This is a genomic window from Arthrobacter ginsengisoli, from assembly GCF_031456935.1.
Lineage (GTDB): Bacteria > Actinomycetota > Actinomycetes > Actinomycetales > Micrococcaceae > Arthrobacter > Arthrobacter ginsengisoli.
This window is the reverse complement of sequence record NZ_JAVDVQ010000029.1, coordinates 16,543-34,487: the sequence shown is the minus strand read 5'-3', so window position 1 is coordinate 34,487 and position 17,945 is coordinate 16,543. Positions and strand designations below refer to the sequence as shown.

General features: G+C 61.2%; 17 protein-coding genes and 2 pseudogenes. 5 read left to right on the top strand and 14 right to left on the bottom strand.

What is annotated here, in order from left to right; all coding sequences use genetic code 11:
• Window positions 1-1,158: 1,158 nt before the first annotated feature.
• The 4 genes and pseudogenes from J2X01_RS19880 (at window position 1,159) to J2X01_RS19865 (ending at window position 4,105) form a co-directional block, all read left to right on the top strand.
• A complete protein-coding gene (locus J2X01_RS19880; RefSeq protein WP_310061582.1) occupies window positions 1,159-1,983 on the top strand; it encodes a ParA family protein in 825 nt (274 codons plus the stop codon).
• Between the two features lie 341 nt (window positions 1,984-2,324).
• The gene (locus J2X01_RS19875) at window positions 2,325-2,639 is read left to right on the top strand and encodes a ParB family protein (protein ID WP_310061580.1); all 315 of its coding nucleotides are present in this window, start codon (window positions 2,325-2,327) and stop codon (window positions 2,637-2,639) included.
• Between the two features lie 277 nt (window positions 2,640-2,916).
• Window positions 2,917-3,446: pseudogene (locus J2X01_RS19870) on the top strand (recombinase family protein).
• A gap of 329 nt (window positions 3,447-3,775) precedes the next feature.
• The gene (locus J2X01_RS19865; RefSeq protein WP_310061576.1) at window positions 3,776-4,105 is read left to right on the top strand and encodes a histone-like nucleoid-structuring protein Lsr2; all 330 of its coding nucleotides are present in this window, start codon (window positions 3,776-3,778) and stop codon (window positions 4,103-4,105) included.
• 367 nt (window positions 4,106-4,472) lie between these two features.
• On the opposite strand, the gene J2X01_RS19860 is transcribed toward J2X01_RS19865, so the two are convergent.
• From J2X01_RS19860 to J2X01_RS19800, 14 genes are all read right to left on the bottom strand, one after another.
• Window positions 4,473-5,564 carry a phosphotransferase family protein gene (locus tag J2X01_RS19860; RefSeq protein ID WP_310061572.1) on the bottom strand — a complete coding sequence of 364 codons (1,092 nt, stop codon included), beginning with the start codon at window positions 5,562-5,564 and terminating at the stop codon, window positions 4,473-4,475.
• Complete coding sequence (locus J2X01_RS19855; protein WP_310061569.1) at window positions 5,564-6,802, bottom strand: acyl-CoA dehydrogenase family protein; 1,239 nt, start codon at window positions 6,800-6,802, stop codon at window positions 5,564-5,566. The genes J2X01_RS19860 and J2X01_RS19855 overlap by 1 nt, the downstream gene beginning before the upstream one ends.
• A gap of 50 nt (window positions 6,803-6,852) precedes the next feature.
• Window positions 6,853-7,635 (bottom strand): SDR family oxidoreductase, encoded by a 783-nt coding sequence (locus tag J2X01_RS19850; protein ID WP_310061565.1) that lies wholly within the window; start codon window positions 7,633-7,635, stop codon window positions 6,853-6,855.
• A gap of 38 nt (window positions 7,636-7,673) precedes the next feature.
• Window positions 7,674-8,813, bottom strand: coding sequence for a thiolase family protein (locus tag J2X01_RS19845; protein WP_310061562.1), 1,140 nt, complete (start codon window positions 8,811-8,813; stop codon window positions 7,674-7,676).
• 5 nt (window positions 8,814-8,818) lie between these two features.
• A complete protein-coding gene (locus J2X01_RS22075; RefSeq protein WP_374725000.1) occupies window positions 8,819-9,187 on the bottom strand; it encodes a Zn-ribbon domain-containing OB-fold protein in 369 nt (122 codons plus the stop codon).
• Window positions 9,187-10,803 (bottom strand): class I adenylate-forming enzyme family protein, encoded by a 1,617-nt coding sequence (locus tag J2X01_RS19840; protein WP_310061558.1) that lies wholly within the window; start codon window positions 10,801-10,803, stop codon window positions 9,187-9,189. The genes J2X01_RS22075 and J2X01_RS19840 overlap by 1 nt, the downstream gene beginning before the upstream one ends.
• A gap of 3 nt (window positions 10,804-10,806) precedes the next feature.
• Complete coding sequence (locus J2X01_RS19835; RefSeq protein WP_310061555.1) at window positions 10,807-11,808, bottom strand: LacI family DNA-binding transcriptional regulator; 1,002 nt, start codon at window positions 11,806-11,808, stop codon at window positions 10,807-10,809.
• Between the two features lie 18 nt (window positions 11,809-11,826).
• Window positions 11,827-12,240 carry a VOC family protein gene (locus J2X01_RS19830; RefSeq protein WP_310061553.1) on the bottom strand — a complete coding sequence of 138 codons (414 nt, stop codon included), beginning with the start codon at window positions 12,238-12,240 and terminating at the stop codon, window positions 11,827-11,829.
• A gap of 45 nt (window positions 12,241-12,285) precedes the next feature.
• The gene (locus tag J2X01_RS19825; protein WP_310061550.1) at window positions 12,286-13,107 is read right to left on the bottom strand and encodes a hypothetical protein; all 822 of its coding nucleotides are present in this window, start codon (window positions 13,105-13,107) and stop codon (window positions 12,286-12,288) included.
• A gap of 45 nt (window positions 13,108-13,152) precedes the next feature.
• The gene (locus J2X01_RS19820) at window positions 13,153-13,983 is read right to left on the bottom strand and encodes an ABC transporter ATP-binding protein (protein ID WP_310061547.1); all 831 of its coding nucleotides are present in this window, start codon (window positions 13,981-13,983) and stop codon (window positions 13,153-13,155) included.
• A 1-nt stretch (window position 13,984) separates the two neighbouring features.
• The gene (locus J2X01_RS19815; RefSeq protein WP_310061545.1) at window positions 13,985-14,830 is read right to left on the bottom strand and encodes an ABC transporter permease; all 846 of its coding nucleotides are present in this window, start codon (window positions 14,828-14,830) and stop codon (window positions 13,985-13,987) included.
• On the bottom strand, window positions 14,827-15,750 hold the full coding sequence (locus J2X01_RS19810; protein ID WP_310061541.1) for an ABC transporter substrate-binding protein: 924 nt from the start codon (window positions 15,748-15,750) through the stop codon (window positions 14,827-14,829). The genes J2X01_RS19815 and J2X01_RS19810 overlap by 4 nt, the downstream gene beginning before the upstream one ends.
• A 768-nt stretch (window positions 15,751-16,518) precedes the next feature.
• Window positions 16,519-17,241, bottom strand: a complete 723-nt coding sequence (locus J2X01_RS19805) for a 5'-nucleotidase C-terminal domain-containing protein (protein WP_310061538.1) — start codon at window positions 17,239-17,241, stop codon at window positions 16,519-16,521.
• A gap of 17 nt (window positions 17,242-17,258) precedes the next feature.
• Window positions 17,259-17,390 carry a hypothetical protein gene (locus tag J2X01_RS19800; RefSeq protein WP_310061534.1) on the bottom strand — a complete coding sequence of 44 codons (132 nt, stop codon included), beginning with the start codon at window positions 17,388-17,390 and terminating at the stop codon, window positions 17,259-17,261.
• Window positions 17,391-17,567: 177 nt separating this feature from the next.
• Here J2X01_RS19800 and J2X01_RS19795 point away from each other — a divergent pair.
• A pseudogene (locus tag J2X01_RS19795) lies at window positions 17,568-17,925 on the top strand (transposase); the annotation flags it as partial.
• Window positions 17,926-17,945 lie beyond the last annotated feature (20 nt).

The window sequence follows — 17,945 nt, the reverse complement described above, 5'->3', positions numbered from 1 at the left end:
ACCCGCAGCTCCGCTCCACCGCCGGGTGCTCGGGCTTACAGGAACCGCAACGCCGCGCCTTACGACGCGATTTCGGTTCGGTACCGTCGCCTTGGGCAAATGCCACAATGATCGATAGTCGCAAATACCACCATTTCTGGCGGCCTTCATCGACCCAGGCTGTTGTGCACGCTCACCCGGGCGGGTCGAGCGATCCCCTTTAGCAAATGGTTCCATTTCCTCAACTTCGCAAATGGTTCCATTTGCACGTAGGGGTGGGTTCATAGCATCGAACCAGATTCTGGGGACGAACGCGCCGGCCGGCGCCATGAGTGGAGGAGCCCTGTGGATTCCTACCGGTTCCGCGTCCAACTGGCGGTGGGACGAAAGGACGATGTGACCGCGCCCAGGAACAGTTGCCAGGCCAGCCGTCGGTGTGACTGCCAGAGCCTGGCGGCGTGGCGGCGGGGCACCCCAGATATTTTGGCACCATTTGCGCATACGGCACTTTTTGCGACTGATGTGGGATAAACGCAAATAACACCATTTGCGCTTATGGAAGGATATGCGCAAATCCTACGATTAAGATGTCACCGTCTAGCAGTCTGGGGCCGTTCGCAAATGCCACCATTTTCTCCCAAATGATCCACCAGCGGAGTAGTGGACCCTTAGGGCAAATGCCACTATTCGCTCAAGCCCAGTAGCTGTTCTCGTGCTCAAATAGAAGTATTTGCGCAACCCATACCTGGGGAGGCTCTCGAGGCCCCGGAAGTTCTGGCAGTGCTGCGCTAAGAACAATGGGCTCCGTTGCCCGGGGCATCTCCCTGGTTCTAATCCCGCAAGGCAAAACGCCCAAGGATTGGACAAATGGTTCTATTTGCGCAACCACAGTCTTGTCTGTTCAGGTGTCATATGCGCAAATGGTGGGATTTGAGCAATCTAGCAAGCAGAAAGATGTGGGGCATTATCTCAAACGGCGCATATGGTGCCATTTGCGCCAATGGTGGGATAGGCGTGAAAGGAACCATTTGCGTCTACACCCCGCGTGGCGCCCGGGCAGACCGGTGGTCCGCCGCTAGTCTGGTGTCATCGGTTGCCGGCCCGATGAGCTCCCCCCCACATGTGGGCCTTCTGCCGCACCGTTTTCGACCAGCAGTGCAACGGAAGGTAACCCAGAACATGTCGGCAAAAATTATCGCCGTTTGCAACCAAAAAGGTGGCGTCGGCAAGACAACGCTAGTGACAGGCCTCGCTGAGGTGTTTTCCAGAACACTCGGTAAGAAGGTCCTCGTCATTGACGCTGACCCGCAGTACAACGTGACCTCCGCTCTGGGCGTGACGGAGCCGGAATTTACTCTCAACGACGTTCTCTACGGCGACGAGTCGAACAACCAGAAGATCATGGTCGGTGTAGCAGGCGACGCCATCATGCCGGCGGGGGAGGCGTGGCAGCCCCGGGCGGACAAGAACGAGGACTTCCCGCGGCTTGACCTGATCGCGGCCGAACGCAATCTGGCCTCCCGCGAACGAGACTCCATGATGGCCCGCGAGCACCGTCTGCGGATCGCCCTGAAGGGTGTCGCGGACGAATACGACATCGTCCTGATCGACTGCGCACCATCTCTGGGGCTCTTGACTGTCAACGCGCTGACGGCTGCCACGCATGCCCTGCTGATCACAGAGCCCCGGGTCGCCTCCGTCGAAGGACTGTCGGAGATCGTCACAACCATAGGCGAGGTACAGGAGAACCTGAACGAGAACATTGAACTCCTAGGTGTCATCGTCAACAAACAGAAGAAGCGCGCTGACCAGATGCACTGGATCGAGAAGATCAATGCCAACTTCGGGGACCTCGTCTTCGAGCCGATGCTTCAGGATCGCGAAGTGTTCGCCAAGGCGCAGGCCGCCTCGCAGCCGCTGCGGGCATGGGGTTCCGAAGCCGCCCCTCACCGGGCCGATTTGGTCCAGCTGGCCACCCTGATCTGGAAAGGAGCGGAGGCATGAACCGCCCAGGACCCGCACCCGAACGAGGCGGCACCCCAAGCGCTCTGGACGCCGTCCGGAAACGCTCAGGACTGACAAAAGCCCGCAACACAAGCGTCATTGCCGACATGACGCGCGTAGAGGAGCCGTTGGGGGAGTCCCAGCCTGCAGCGCTGCACGCAGTCCCAGCCACCGCGGCTGAGCCTGAGCAAACCACATCAGCAGCTGTACCGGCACCCATGCAGGCTCCAGCGGAGGCAGCACCGGCTCAGCATAATCCAGGGGTGCAAATTCCTGTCGTCCAGGCGCTGGCAGCCCAGCAGGCCGATCAACGGCAAGCACCTGGCCCACAGTCACAGCCTGTGGTCCACACACAGCCCGTTCAACAAGCCCCGCAGTATTCCCAGGCGGTTCTCCGCCAGCCCGCACAGGCGGCCCCGGAGCCGGAGAAGAAGATGTACCGGAAGACCAGCTTCTTCCAGTCCAAGGAATCAGGCGCCAGGATGCGCTCCGCGTACATGGCAACCCGCCACCTGACCGGATCTAGGACGCTTTCGGACTTCATCCTTGCCGCCGTGGAGCGTGAGGTCGAAGCCTTGGAGCGCCAGTACAACGAGGGGAACCTGTTCACCGCCGACCCTGGCAGCGTTCCTCGAGGCAGACCCCTGGAGAGCTAGAGCGCTACCGGTCGTTGCCAGGGAGAGCCATCAGCCCATCATGCAGCTGTCGAGCCTTGGAATCCCTCTGTTCCTCATACCCCGTGGTTCACGAATTCCGGCAGCGTCAAGTAGACCTCCTCGGCTGCCGTGGCCAGCCAAAGTACTGGGCCCTTATCTGGAGGAGCTGTTGCCAGGTGGACGGCCTCACTGTGGAGCAGGCGGCACTTTGGAAGATGACCTGGCTTCCGTCCCTTCGGAAAGTCCCCCGGATGACTTCCCCACCTCCGCGCAAAAAGTGACTGCCGACCAGAACACCGTCCGCCAGCTGGAGGGGATCGAGCTGGACCGGGTCTTCACGGACAAGGCCTCCGGCAGGGACACGAAACGCCCGCAGCTGGAGGAGCTGCTGCGCTTTCTCCGGGACGGGGACACCCTGGTCGTGCACAGCATGGACCGCCTCGCCCGGAACCTGGATGACCTGCGGTCCCTGGTGCAGAGACTGACGAATAAGGGTGTGCGGATCGAGTTTCTGAAGGAACAGCTGGTCTTCACGGGCGAGGATTCCCCACTGGCGAACCTGATGCTCTCGGTCATGGGCGCCTTCGCGGAGTTCGAACGGGCACTGATCGGTGTGAACGACAACGGGAAGGGATCACCCTGGCCAAGGCCCGTGGGGTTTACCGCGGACGCCGAAAGGCACTCTCACCCGGACAGGCAGGGGAGCTGCGGCGGCGGGCCGGCGCGGGGGAGCAGAAGACCGCCCTCGCCCGTGAGTTCGGCATCAGCCGCGAAACCCTCTATCAGTACGTCAGGACAGGAAGCTAAAGACTCCCTGTCGGCACAGCTGCTGTATGGGAGATTGTGTTCTATGGAGGTGTCGGGACTGAACCTTAACGGGCGGCAAATCAATCAGAAAACCAAAAATTGCCATGCACAGGACCGGCACTTAATACCGTTGAATGTCGCTCACAATCATTGCTTTCATCTCCGACCCGGTCCGCATTCTTGCCGGCGGCCGGAAGCTGGCATTGCCGAGGACCGGCCGGACAAGCCATAAAATCGGTCTGACGGAGCGCGGGCTTCGAATAGGATTAAGGACAACGGCTCGAGTCAGCAGGGGGACGACAGCATGAATTACCAGTGAAAGGATCCCCATGGCCCGCAAAGTTCACGTGCAGCTGATTGATGATCTTTCCGGCGAGGACGCCGACGGAACCGTCCGGTTCTCCATCGACAGCGCCGATTACGAAATTGACCTCACCGCAGATCACGCTCGCGAACTGCGCGGGGTGCTGGAAAAATACGTCACCCGCGGGCGTCGCCTCCGGGACACGCCAGGGAGCCGGGGCGCGAGTACCGCACCGACAAGCCGCGAAGAGACCCAAAAGATCCGGGACTGGGCCCAGGCCCACGGATATTTCCCCAGCGCCAGGGGACGGATAAGCCAGAACATCAAAAAGGCCTACGACGCCGCCCACGCGTAAGAGGCGACGCGGTCAGCCGCCGAATGCCCGCTGCTCTTGCCCCTGCTGGGATGGGCGCTTTCTTTCCGAATCACCGAAGAACACCGCCACGTCCGAGGTGGCGGGGTTCAATACTGAATTATTTCGCCGGATACACCCATTCCCACCCGGCAGGCAATGAAGCCCTGCTTGTGGACGAGAACTCCGGTTGGAGTCGGCACGTCGAGGACAATCTGCCGGTTGCTTTCTCCGCGTGCCCGAGGGCGGAAGGAAACCTTTAGGCCTGTGCAAGACACATGAACAACTCAAAGCTGTTGAGGTCACCGTTAAAAGTTGTCCCGTACTCGGCGGTCACTTCCATCCGTAGCTGGCAAGCCCGAACTGAGGATTAACCGCGCGACGTCCCGGCGAACTGTCCCGCTGCGAGCAGCAGTTGCGGGACACCGGTCTTCAAGGAGGGCCCGAAGACGGTGTCCTCGGGCCGTTCGCCGTGTAGCCATCTCGTATAAATTGCCTCGCAGAATATTGACGCCTTCCACAGGGCAAGGGTCTGGTACCAGGGCAAGGCTTCCAGATCCAGGTCCATGCGGTCGCGGTATCGGGCAATGAGCTGAGCGCGGTCCAAGAATCCGGGTTCGCCTGTGACGGGTGTCAGTTCCAGCGGTGTGGGGACGCTGCCAGGTTCGGCGTAGGTGGCGGTGAGATAGCCGAGGTCCGTAAGCGGATCACCCAGCGTGGCCATCTCCCAGTCAAGGATGCCCGTGACCCGTGCTGGCTCATCGCGGGAAAACATCAGATTGCCCAGCCGGAAATCACCATGAATTACGGCTGTCGCCTGGCTGGCCGGAATGTTCTGCTCGAGCCAGGCGCCGATCCGGGGGACGTCGGGGAGCGTTCTGGTGGTATTGACGTCCCAGAGAGTGGAGAACCGCTCGACCTGACGGCGCAGATACCCCTCCGGCCGTCCGATGGTGGCCAGTTCCCCGGCATCTGCCGGTATCTGGTGGAGCTGGATCAGAGTATCGACGGCGGCGGCGCTGGCCGCTGCCCGCTGGGCCGACGAATCCAGGTGTGCCGGGACCGTATCAGTGATGACCACCCCTTCCATGAAGGACATGATGTAAAAGGGGACGCCAAGAACGGAATGGTCTTCACATACTGCAAGGATTTCCGGGACCGGCACGTAATGCCTGCCCAACAGCTGCTGGATGCGTGCTTCGCGGACCATGTCATGCGTGGATTTGGGCAGCGGAGGACGCGGACCGCGCCGGAGCACGAAGACGTCAGAACCGCGGTCGATCCGGTAGGTGATATTGGATTGTCCGTCGCCGATCCTGGCCCAGGACAGCGGGCCGCTGCCCAGCCCCCGGGCATCCATGAACTCGATGACCGGTTCAAGGACCAGGAGCGGGGGAAGGTCCAGGCCTCGGGCATCGGCGTGGGTTGCGGTGATTTCTATGCCGTCAGGAATTGTCTGCATTAATGTGCCTGGACGTGGTCGCGGGACACATCGGCCAGATACGGTTCTCCGGCATTGACCGCAGCAGCCCGGTAGACGGATGCCCGGCGGGAGATGGCCCACTTATGGGCTTCATTGGACCCGTCATAGATCCGGAAGGGCCGGACCTCGTTGAGGAAGGAAGCTAATGGAAGCCCGTCGGAGACGCCGTCGCCGCCGCAGACCTGGATGGCGCGGTCGACGACCCGGTGGATGGCTTCCGAGCAGTACACTTTGGCCACTGATGACAGGGCGGACCCGGCTTTGGGGTCGGTTTCCAGAAGCAATGCGGTCTTGGTGATGATGGCATCGGATGTTTCGATGTCGATGACTGATTGCGCGATGAGTTCCTGGGCAAGGCCAAGGTCTTGTAACGGTGTCCCGAAAATCTCCCGGCGTCCGGCACGGTCCAGAGCGATGTCCATGGAGCGGCGCGCAAGTCCCAGCCAGCGCATGCAGTGTGTAAGCCTGGCCGGTCCGAGGCGGACCTGGGCATACTCGAAACCCTTACCGGCTTCGCCGAGCACCGCCTCGTCCGGGACGAAGCAATTTTCGAAGTGGACGTGCGGATGGCCCCCAGTGATCGCCCGGTCAATGGTACTTATATGATCGCCCAGCAGGACGCCTGGATTTTTCAGCTCAACCAGCAGCATCGTAGCGCCGGCGGTGGTTCCGTTGGAGGCTTCGGTGCGGGTCATGACGATGCAAAAGGCTGCGCCGTCGGCACCACTGATGAACCGCTTGTGTCCGTTGATGGACCAGCCGCCGTCGACCTTGGTGGCCTCGGTGCGCAGGGCGGCAGGATCGGATCCTGCTCCTGGGTGCGGTTCCGTCATCGCGAAGCAGGACCGGACCGTTCCGGCCGCCAAGGGCGCCAGATAGCGCAGCTTTTGGCTCTGGGTTCCGATGAGGTTCAGCATGTGCATATTTCCCTCGTCCGGTGCCATGCAGTTCAGGGCGGACGGGCCGATAGGGGAATAGCCGGCTTCCTGAAAGATGGGGGACCAATACCGGATGGGTAGGCCCTGTCCGCCGTATTCTTCAGGTACGTGCGGGGCAAAGACTCCGGCGGCCTTGGCCGCGGTCTGAAGCTGCTCGCGGAGTGCATCATCCAGACGCTCGCCCGGTTTCGGTTCGGCCGGAACGACTGTACCGCGGATAAATTCCCGTGTACGGATCCGTAGATCCTCGATGTCTGCGGGCGGTTGCTGGCTGTTCATGGTGAAGCGTCCTTTCATGGTCCAAGACCGGAGGCTCGGGAGCGGATGGATCAGGCGATGCCGCCGGCGGAGAGGAGGCCGCCGTCGAGGTTGAGGACCTGACCGGTGATCCACGCCGCATCATCGGAGGCAAGGAACGCGACAGCGGCGGCAATGTCTTCGGGCGTGCCCAGGCGGCCCAGTGGGTACTGGGAGGCGACCTGGGTTTCTTTGCCTTCATACAGGGCTTTGGCGAACCGGGTCTTGACTACCGCGGGGGCAACTGAGTTGACCCGGATCCCGGGTCCCATTTCGACGGCGAGGGTCCGGGTCAGATGACCGATGGCTGCCTTGCTCACTCCGTAGAAACCGATCCCGGGCGAGGGCGTCTGACCAGTCACGGACGAGAGGTTGATGACGGAGCCGCCGCGGCGGGCAAAATCCAGTTCGGCATGGTGGTAGGCGTCCTGAACCCATGCGAGGGTGCCGAAGAGGTTGACTTCCGTGATCTTGCGTGCGGCGCTGAGATCCAGTTCCATCAAGGTTCCGTAGACGGGATTTATGCCTGCGTTGTTCACCAGGACATCCATTCTGCCGAGTTCCCGGGCGACGGCGTCCAGGACTTCCCGGCGGTGTCCAGGGTCGTCGGCCGCTCCGGCAATGGCAATGACGCTGCCTGCAGGAAACATCCCTGCCGCTTCCTGCAGGGGTCCGGCCTTCCGCGCCGTAATGCATACTTTGGCACCCTCAGCGACGAGCCGCTGGGCGATGGCCAACCCGATGCCGCGGCTCGCGCCGGTGATGATGGCGGTCCTGCCTTTAAGTCGATGTGTCTGGACACGGGTCCCACTCATGGAATGCCTTTCACGTTAGTCGGGGAATCCCGCCCTGGTCAGATCTGTTCGAGCACCATGACTGCGGCGCAGTTTCCATCCAGGCCGCTGGCACCGCCCCCGAGGGTCTCGACGATCGCCCGTCGTGCGCCCTCTATTTGCCGCGCCCCGGCCTGCCCTGTCAGTTGCAGAAAGCATTCGGCGATCTGCGCAATTCCGGTGGCACCGAGCGCATGTCCTCGGGAGAGCAGGCCTCCGCTGGGGTTGACGGGGATGTCGCCGTCGCGGTGGAAGCGCCCCTGACGCAACGCAGCCGGAGCGGTTCCCGGCGCCACCAGATCCATGGCCTCGATGGTGAGAAGTTCGCCAATGGTGAAGGCATCGTGCACCTCGTAGAGGTCTGCTACGGGTGCTTCTCCCAGCGTTTTTTGGATGCTGCGCATGGCTCTCTTCACGCTGTCGATGCCCCATGGCTTATCGGAGGCGCCTGGCCAGCCTTGCCCGCCCACGACTTCAGAGGCGCGCAGGCCCACGCCTGTGTTCCTGGAGGAGCGGGAAAATACAACCGCTGCGGCTCCATCGCTCATCGGACAGCATTGCAAGAGGGTGAGCGGATCGGCGATCGGGCGGCTGTCCATGACCTCCTGAAGAGTCACAGCTATGGAACGGTGCGCGATTGGGTTGAGGGCTCCGTTTGATCGGTTCTTGACGGCGACCAGGGCGATGTCCTCGGCGGACGTTCCTGTCAGGTGCATGTAGCGCTGGGCCTGCAGGGCGTACAGGCCCGGGAGCGGCAGGCCGATCGCACCGTCGGAGTCCGAGGCTTCGGGCACGATCGCCCCGTCAAACACTGCCGATAGCATTTCAATGCCGATTGCCAGGGCATATTCGCATCGTCCCGAGCGGACGGCTTCGGCTGCCATGTGCGCCGCCACAGTCCCGCTGGCGCAGGCAGCTTCGACTTTAATTGCCGGTGCGTTGATCAATCCCGCCGCGCGGGAGATGCGCGCTGCGAGGCCGCTGGGTCCGAAGACGCTGCCCACGTAGACGGCGCCGACCTGATCCGGATCAATTCCTGCTGCACTCAGAGCCGGACCGATGGCTGTCCAGGCCAGATCTTCGAATCGTGCTCCCTGATGCTTGCCGAATTTTGATGTTCCTACCCCTGCTACGGTGGCGATGAATTCATCATCCCTCAAGGTAGTCAGTCCTTCCCCACCGGGATCGCGGTGATGCTCGAGGTCGTTTCACAGAGAATGACTGCAGCGCCTATCGGGTAATCGGATTCAGGTGCAGGGCCGTCGCCCGCTGCCAGTACTCTCGGGCCGTTTTCGATGTCAACGTATGAAAAACGTGTCCGGGCGGCGTCGCGGTCAAGGACCGGTAGGTGGATCAGGGCGGACGCCCAGATACGTCCCCGGGCCGGAAAATCCTGAGCATCCTGCTCTCCGCCGCAGCGGGGGCAGCGTGGCAGTGGAGGGCTGACCGCGAAACTGCAGCTCGAACAGCGGCTGCCGATAACCCGACCATCCACAATAGTCACGCGGTGCGCGTTAGCGACGGTAGCACTCATCAGTTGATTCCCCTTCCGGTGGCGCCCCAGTGCGGTAGGCGCAGCGCCTTTTTGTCGACTTTCCCGTAGCGGGTGAGCGGCAATTGATCAATGAAGACAATTTTCTTGGGTACTTTGTAGCGCGCAGCCGTGGCCCGGCAGTGATCGAGGATTCGATCCGCCAGCAGGTCCCGGTCTTCGTCAGCGGATGTGACCACGTAGGCGCACACTGCCTCGCCCCAGTCTGGGTCCGGGATGCCGATAACGGCCACACCGTCGACGTCGGGATGATCTGAGAGCACGTTCTCGACGTCAACGGAATAGACGTTCAGGCCTCCGGTCACGATCATGTCGTTGCGGCGGTCCACGATATAGAGGTAACCGTCTTCATCCAGGTAGCCGATGTCCCCGGTGCGCATCCACCGCCCGTAGAAGCGGTCGGCGTAGCCTTGGGGATCCCGCCAGTAGGAAGTCATGACATACGGCGCCGCGAGACATATCTCGCCGAGATCCCGCACGGGCACGGCGGCCCCGTCCTCTGCCCGCACAGTCACGTTGCACATCAAGGTGGAGCGGCCGGCCGACGAGAGCAAACGAGGTTTCTCAAGGGCCCGCAGATGGTCCTGTTTCGTCAAGAGTGTGGCGTAGTCAGGACATTCCGTTTGTGCATACAGCTGTTGCAGGATCGGGCCGAACCGTGACAGTGCCCGCTGGAGGAGGGATGGGGAGATTGGTGCTGCCCCGTACTGGATCGTTCGCAGGGTCCGCGGGTGCCATTGGTGCAGCTCTGCCGCATTGACAAGTCGGTTGATCATTGTGGGCACTGCGAACAACCATGTGACGGCCCGGTCATTAATGACTTCGAGCACGCGGTCGGCATCGAAAGCACTCTCGATACTGACTTTTGCCCCGCGCAGCAGTCCGGCCAATGCGAACAATCCCGCGGCGTGCACCAGCGGTGTGGTCAGCAGAAGGTGCTCGTCGCGGGAGATCTCCGCTTCGATGATGTGGGCGTGGAGGTTTGCCAGCACTCCTGCCTGGGAGTGGACGATCCCTTTTGGAGCACCGGTTGTTCCGCCGGTGAAGTAGATGACCGCCGGAGATTCGGCCCGCATCTGGGGGGTCCCCGGCTTTTCCTGGACTGCCGCCGCGTGGGGCAGTTCAATTTCTATCTCGGAGATGCTCAGGACCTGTGTGGGCGCCGGGAGCGTTGCGGTGAGCAGAGCGGTGCTGTCCGTGATCGTCATCGACGCTTCTACCCGCTCTATGATCGCCGTGGCCTCTTCCGTGCTGGCCATGGCGCTGATGGGTACTTTGACCGCCCCGAGCGCGAGAATGGCCACATCCGCTACCAGATATTCGATGCAGTTGTGCGTGTACAGGACCACTCGGTCCCCGGCCCGGATGCCGCGGTCGGCCAGGTGTCGGCCGAGAAGCAGGACGGCGGCGTGGAACTGCGCGTAGGTCAGTTGGCGTCGATTGAAGACGACGGCGGTTGAGCCGGCGTTGCGGATAAAGGAGTCCTGGAACGCCGGCCAGAGCGTCCCGCTCCAGGCTGATTCACCGGGTGTCCCCCTGTCTTCGGTCTTGGCTCCGGGAATCTCTCGCGGTGCTGCCGGGCTGGCCGTCTTAGACATTGATCACCTTTCTCCGGGGGGGCCGGTTGAGCCCCGCACAACCAGTTGCGGCGGGTCCGTGACTACGATGGGGCCCTCTTTTTTGTCGTCGATCATATTGACCAGCTGCGCCACAGAAAGCTGTCCCAGTTGGTACATGGGGAGCGCGACCGTCGTCAGCGGGGGAGAGACGTAGTTCGCAAGATCGTCGTCGTGGAGGGCAATGACGGAGAGGTCTTCCGGTACTGACACGCCGCTTTCCCGAAGACCCTTCAAAAGCCCCACGGCAAGCATCATGGAGGTGACGAACACCGCGGTCTCGCCTTGACGGCGCGCCAGAATCTCGGCTGCGGCAGCATAGCCCTGATCCGCATAGAGGCCGCTGGCGCGGATCTCCACCGTTTCGTGGTCCCCCAAAACTGCCCGAAATGCGTCCGAGCGGGCACTCCACCCCGGAAGTTTTTCCGGACCGGTGAGAACCATCACGTGCCGATGTCCGAGCGAGCCCAGGTGGTCAGCGGCGAGTGTGGCCGCGCGCGGGTAGTCCACGGAGCTCCAGTTCTCTGAGTTCTCCAGCGTCCGGTTGACGACGACTACCGGCATTTGGCCCTCCATCCACTCGCCCAGTTGGTCCTCGTCGAGACCGCCTGTCGCCAGGAGAATCCCGTCGATACCGCTCGCCTGATACTCTCGCAGCTGTTCGGCGGCGTGGGTCAGCTCCGCCACCACCAGCTGGTAGCCGAGATCCTTGGCCTTCTGCACTGCCCCAGAGACCATCCGCAGGTAGAGCGGGTTGGCTATCTGGGGCAGCACGAAGGTGAGCAGCCCACTCTTTGAAGTACGCAAGGCACGCGCTGACCGGTTGGGACTGTAGGACAGTTCGCGCACAGCATTTTCGACACGTGCCCGGGTTGCGGCGGTGACGCTCAAACGCGGGTCTTGTGACAAAACCCGGGAGACCACGCTGATATCCACGTGGGCCCTGAGCGCCACATCTTTCATCGTGGGCCGATCGATAGATTTCACAACACGCCTAACAAGTGATTAGCGGGGCCGGCAGTTGATCTCTACCGCGTTGGACGCCGGGTCCATTACGTAGATCTGTTCTACGCCGTTCAATGCCCAGTTCCCGGGATCTGCGAAGTAGATATTGCGGCTCCGAAGCCGTTCCCGGACGGCATCGAGGTCATCCACCTCGATCGCCACATGGCCATTCACGATCGGATCGATGTGAAAATTGTTGTCTATGCAGAAGTTGCCGGAGTGGCGTGCCAGGTGCAGTTGGGTTTTCCCGTCGTCGAACCACGCGACGTTCTGCTCATCGATGGGGAAGTCGCCGCGCTCCTTGGCTTTCCAGGGCGGGCTGTTTTCCTTCATGCCGAGGATCTGGTTGTAGAAGTCGGCAGTCTCGCGGACGTACCGGGCGGGCAGGCTAACGTGGTGGATGCGCCATGACATAGCGGCTACCTCTCTAACGACTGAGTATGGATTGGTGGGGTGGGATTACTTGAAATCGGGCAAGGTGACGACGACTATCTCCGATTCCGTGACACCGGTGAGCGATACAATCTCGTGGTCAGCCAGGGCGGCGCCCCAGGTGCCGAGGGCGGCTTCTCCCGAGGTGGCTTCCCCGCTGAGTACAAAGGCCACTGCCGTCCGGTCCGCGGACCCGATCCCGGCGCTGGCCCCTGGCGCAAGTTTGACCATGGAAATGGATGTTCCGTACTCGTTGAACACACCGACGTTCTTCGTCGCTGTACCGTTGCCGGCGTCGATCCAGTTGAAAGCGTCAAGATTCATATATAGCGGCTCCGCGTAGCGGCGCTCAGGATAGATCATCTGTTGTCCGGTGGCCCGTTCCCAGGATGCCTGAAAGCCGTCGATTTCCTTGCCGTCGGCGGGAATATAGAAGCCCTTGCTGAAGGTCCCTTCCTGCTTCAGTTCCTCGGTGGCAGCATCGAGAATGTCGTAGTTCACATAGCCGCAGCGTGAGGCGCCGTCGAGCTGCAGGATGGCCTGGATGCTCGGCTCGGCGACGCTGAGGGGACCGTACCAGGTGCCCTCGGGGTAGTAGCCGATGGTACGGGGCTTGAGGACTCCCTTGCCATACTTGGTTTCACCCTCGAGCCCGATCCGGATCTGATCGAAGTTGTGGCGGTGCCGGGGGCTCCAAAAGTCCTCGCCGCCGAATCGGACCACGTTGAATTCCAGGCTTTCTCCGTGCCCGCCGCGCTTCAGCAGGGGTTTGATGGAAATCCCGGGCGTCCGGTGGGTGGAGGCCGTTTCCCACTGTTTCGCATCCGACTTGGCTATGGTGATGGTCATGCTGTCCTTCTCTCTGCGTATGTTGGTTTGACCGAGGTTCTGGAATCAGTTGAGGAGTTCGCGTAGTTCGTTCAGCAGGTCACGGAATGTGTCGCTGGAAGCGATGCTGGGCAGATCGCGGGGACGTTCAAATGGCGGGCGTACTTCGCGCAGGATTTTTCCGTCGCCGAGCATGATCACCCGATCGGCCAGGAGCAGCGCCTCACTGAGATCGTGAGTGACGAGCACGACGGCGGCGTTGCTGCCCTGCCAGACGTTGAGAAATGTGGCTTGAACATCGGTGCGTGTCTGCGCGTCCAGCGCCGAAAAGGGCTCGTCCATCAGCAGGAGCCCCGGGTCACGGGCCCACGTCCGGGCCAGGGCGACGCGCTGTCTCATGCCGTGGGACAGCTGCCAGGGGAGTCGCCCGGCGGCGTGCCCCAGGCCGACGTCAGTGAGCATCGACAGGGCCTTTTTCCGCCGCTCTTTTTTGGGCATACCGAGAATTTCAAGGCCTAGTTCAACGTTCCTGACAGCCGAACGCCACGGCATAAGTGCGTCATTGGCCAGCATGTACCCGAGCCTGCGGCGTGCGTTCTGAGGTGAGTCGGCGAAGATTTCGACAGCCCCCGAAGTCGGGGGATAGAGGCCGGCCAGCATGTTCAGGATCGTTGTTTTCCCGCAACCGCTGCGCCCGACCAGGACGACGAATTCGCCGGGTTTGACGGTGAAGGAAACGTCATTGATGATGCGGATCGTGCCGGCTTCGGAATCAAAGTCTTTTGAAACGCTGCGCAGACTCACAGCTGCGCCGTCGGAACGTGAAGTCTCCTTTTGAACGTCTTTGTCCGCGAAGGTTAGCAGGGTGCTGCTCGCCGAAGTAACGGGGTAGTCCATGTTATATTTCCCCCTTCGGCTGCCACCATAGAATCTTCTTTTCCACTATTCCTGCAATTCCGTTAAGGATGGTTGCCACAATGATGAGCGAAAGAATGACAGCGTAAACTCGGTGAAGTTCAAAGTTTCCGGAATAGGCGCTGACTAATTGTCCCATGCCTTCTCTGGCAGCAATCATTTCCGAGGTGACCACACCGAGAAGCGCATATATAAGCCCGAGTCTTAGTCCGGCAAATATTGACGGCACTGCCACTGGAAACAAAAGCTTTCGAAAGATCTGCCCTCTCGTGGCGCCGAGAATGCTCATCAATCTGCGGACGTCAGGGTCAGCGGCATAGACGCCGGCCCGTGAGTTGATGATGACGACGAAGATCACGACGGAAACGGCGAGGGCAATTTTTGAGGACTGCCCGATGCCGAAAATTATGATGAGTACCGGTGCGAACGCTACCCGGGGTGCGCTGTTTAGTGCCGTCAGATAGGGATGCACGACCCGCTCAATGCGGGGCACGAGTGCAAGTCCGAGTCCGATCAGCACCCCGGCCGTTCCGGCGATAACCAGGGCGATCACCGTTGCGCTTAGCGTTGACCAAAGGTTCGGCCAAAGCACCCCGGTAGTCACGAGTTCCACGCCGGCTGTCCAGACTTCACCCGGACTGCGAAGTACGATCGCGCGGCCGAGATTGAAGACGTGGGCGAGTTGCCATACTGCGACGGCGACAATGAGAATCCCTATCTGGGCTCCCAAAATTAGCCATCTGCTATTGGATTCCGACTTGCGCGGTTTCCCACCCGTCTGCCGCGATACGTCAACCGCTTCCAAGCTCGAGTCCACCAGGATAGTCATCGTGGATCGCTCGCGGCGCAGGGGGCGTAAACGGTTTTGGCGTAGTCCAGCGGTTGCTGCTGATCGGCCGCGTTGTACTGCGACTGTTTCGCCCAGGCTTCGGGTGTGAGAGCTGCGTCCTGGAATGTGGACCGATACTGCTCCCACATTTTAAGGGCCTTAGCTGCGTCCAGGCTGAGGTACTTGGCTAGAGAACGGGCGACTGCCTCATTGTTGGCTGGATCGGCAGCAAAGTCCCATGCATCCCATTGTGCCTTGCAGTATGCCATTGCCGCGTTTTCATTTTTCTGGATGAAATCACAGGTCATAACTGGAGAGGAAATAATGACTGCGGCCAGCGGGCTCTTTTCCGGATTTTCGACAAGGTTTACAACGTACTGAAAATCTCCGGCATTAAAGAGCTGATCTCCGGGAGGGAAAGATGCCATCGCGTCGACCTCTCCCTGCTGAAGGGCTGTAACGGCAGTGGCTCCGACGCCGACGGCGATGAAGGTGATGCTGTCTACGTCTGCACCACCAGCTTTGAGAACCAGCCTGGTATTCCTGTCAGTAGCCCCGCCCAGGCTTGATACGCCCACCTTCTTGCCTGAAAGGTCTGCTAGGCCTCCCGGGAAGGTGTCTGATTTTTTACTCGGGAGCGGCAAACCGGGGCGGGCCACGATGTTTACGATGTTGCCGTGCCCGGATGTGAGGGTCTGCAGGCATTCTCCCTGGCTTAGGGCTGTCACGGTATTTCCCTGCGGACCGTAAGCAGAGTCAATGTCGCCGCGCAACAAGGCGGCAACGGCATTCTGTCCGCTTTTATTCGGAATCATTGTCACATCAAGGTTGCGCTTGGCAAATATGCCGTTCTCCTTGGCAATAAAGTCCATGCTGCTCAGGATGGCTTGTTCCTGATAACCGACCTTGAGGGGGATCATCTCACCGGCCTTGGCTGAAGGGGGTCCTCCGGAAGAACATGCGGCAAGCGTTGATGCCGTCAGGGCCGCTAAGAGCGTCAATCGTATCGTTGATTTAAACGTCATTGTTTTCTCCAACTAATGTGAGAGTGAGAGGCTGGCTCGCCCTTCAGTCAGGCATTTAACCTCGGGAGCTTTGACCAGTGTCACCCTGAAAGCTGAGTAAGTCAATGGATTGACTTACCAAATTTGATGTCCTAGTTTAAATAAACGCTCGGCTTAGCAGATTGCGGCCGTTTGCCATCAATCCGCCGGGCGATGATGACATCAGGCTGCTTTGCGCAGGCGGTGATTTATGTTGCAATAAAACGGGAGCACCCCACAGCCCGGAACTGGGTTTCATAGCTGCGCACAGCGGTGATCGCCTGCTAGGGCCTGGGGGAAAGCCGGGGCAAGGTGTCACCTACTCGGTCAAGCAAAGTTCGCTCCGAACATGAAGACTGCTACTGCCCCGCGTCCGCAATAGCGTTGCTTTCAGCCGGTCCTCTCGGCGTGTTGATCGCGGGAAGCGTATGGTCTGGAAGGGTTGCCAGACCGCCACCACCGGGTACGCCGGCAGCGTCGTGCCTCCGATGGTGACCCGGCTCCACTGCGTTCGACGTGGAGAACGCGAACAGAGAACGGGCCGGGAGTGTCAATGTCCAATACTTTGTAACGACGCCACCTTAGGTTCCATGCGTACGAAACCTAAGGTGGCGGCGTCGTTATGATCCGGCGGCTCCTGGCTAGTTATTGGACGGTGACGCGCGGCTGGGCATCGGGGGAAAGCGTGCCGACGGCCTTGATGTGGTCGATCAGGGCGCTGACATCAACCGTTCCGTCTTCGGCCGACAGGTTCACCGGGGCATTCTTGAATGCGGGATTGCCCTGGGCGACGAAGCTGGTGATGGCCAGTGTGTAGGTGCCGGCCGGGTCAACCGGACCCTCCGTGGTGTGGAGGTCGCTGATGCGGCTTCCCTCCGGGGCGCTGGCGGTATAGGTGTAGCCGAATCCGGCCGGGCGGGTCCGGTCGCCGCCGGAAAATTCCAGGCCGGTACGGAGTTGCTCGCCGGTGACTTCGATGACGGAGACCCTGTTGCCGAACGGAAGGACGCTGTAGGCATCGCGGAGGGTGACGGGGGGACCGGGGATATCGGCGCGGGCACCGCCGCCGTTCATCCAGCCGAAGTCCGCAGCGCCGTAGGCCCGGAAGGCGTCCGCGGCCAGATTGCCCACGGCCACACGGTCCAGGTAGCCGGTTGACTTGCCAATCTGCTCGTTCAGTTTGTCGTCCATGTCGGCGACGTAGTACGCCTCGACCTCGGCGAGCCCGGCGTCAGGGACCACGGAGGCGTCGACCTGGAATTCGTCGTGGGTCAGGACCGTTTCGCCGTCCTTGAGGGTAATGTCCAGCCGCAGGACCGACCCCATATTGCCCTCCGGGGAGAGGATCAGCCGGCCGTCGTCGCGCACTGTGACGTCCGACGCCGCTATGTAGCTGTTTCCTCGCGGAATGAGGCATCGATTTCAGGCACCTCGTTGAGCAGTCGCTCATTGACGTCCTTGTCGATTTGGGTGACCGCCACAATGGCGTCCACATCCTGGCCGTGCAGTCGATCCACAGCGGTTTCGGCGCGCTGACCGGGTCAATCTCGAGGATCTCGCCCGCGGTCGTGGTGGTGTGCATATTGCCGGTTAGCCCGATGAAGCCGATCCGCAGCCCGCCGACCTGCTGGACGTGTGTGGGTGCACCCGGCAGGAACGGTGCGCCGTTCGCAGTCACCAGGTTTGAATTGATCCAGTTCCTTGGCGCCACCGGCGGTGACCTCACCATCTTCCAATCCGCCGACCGGTTCGCAGGCGTCGTCGGACTGGCCCCCGCACCCCGTGACTCCGGGAGAATCAGCGGCAACCACCGGCCCCCGGCGCTATGACCGACGGCTCCTCCGGGTCTTCTACCTCTCCGGGCTATCCGCCCTAAAGTCCTGTCCCGCCTCGCGCGGCTATTACGACCGCAAACGTGGCGAAGGGAAATCCCACATCCAGGCGATGCTGTCGCTTGCACGACGGCGTCTCAATGTTCTCTGGGCCATGCTCCGTGATGGGACAACATATCGCATCCCTGCTGCTGGCTTGTTGAGAGCTGGAGGTGGATAGAGCCGGCCAGCGCGGCGCCT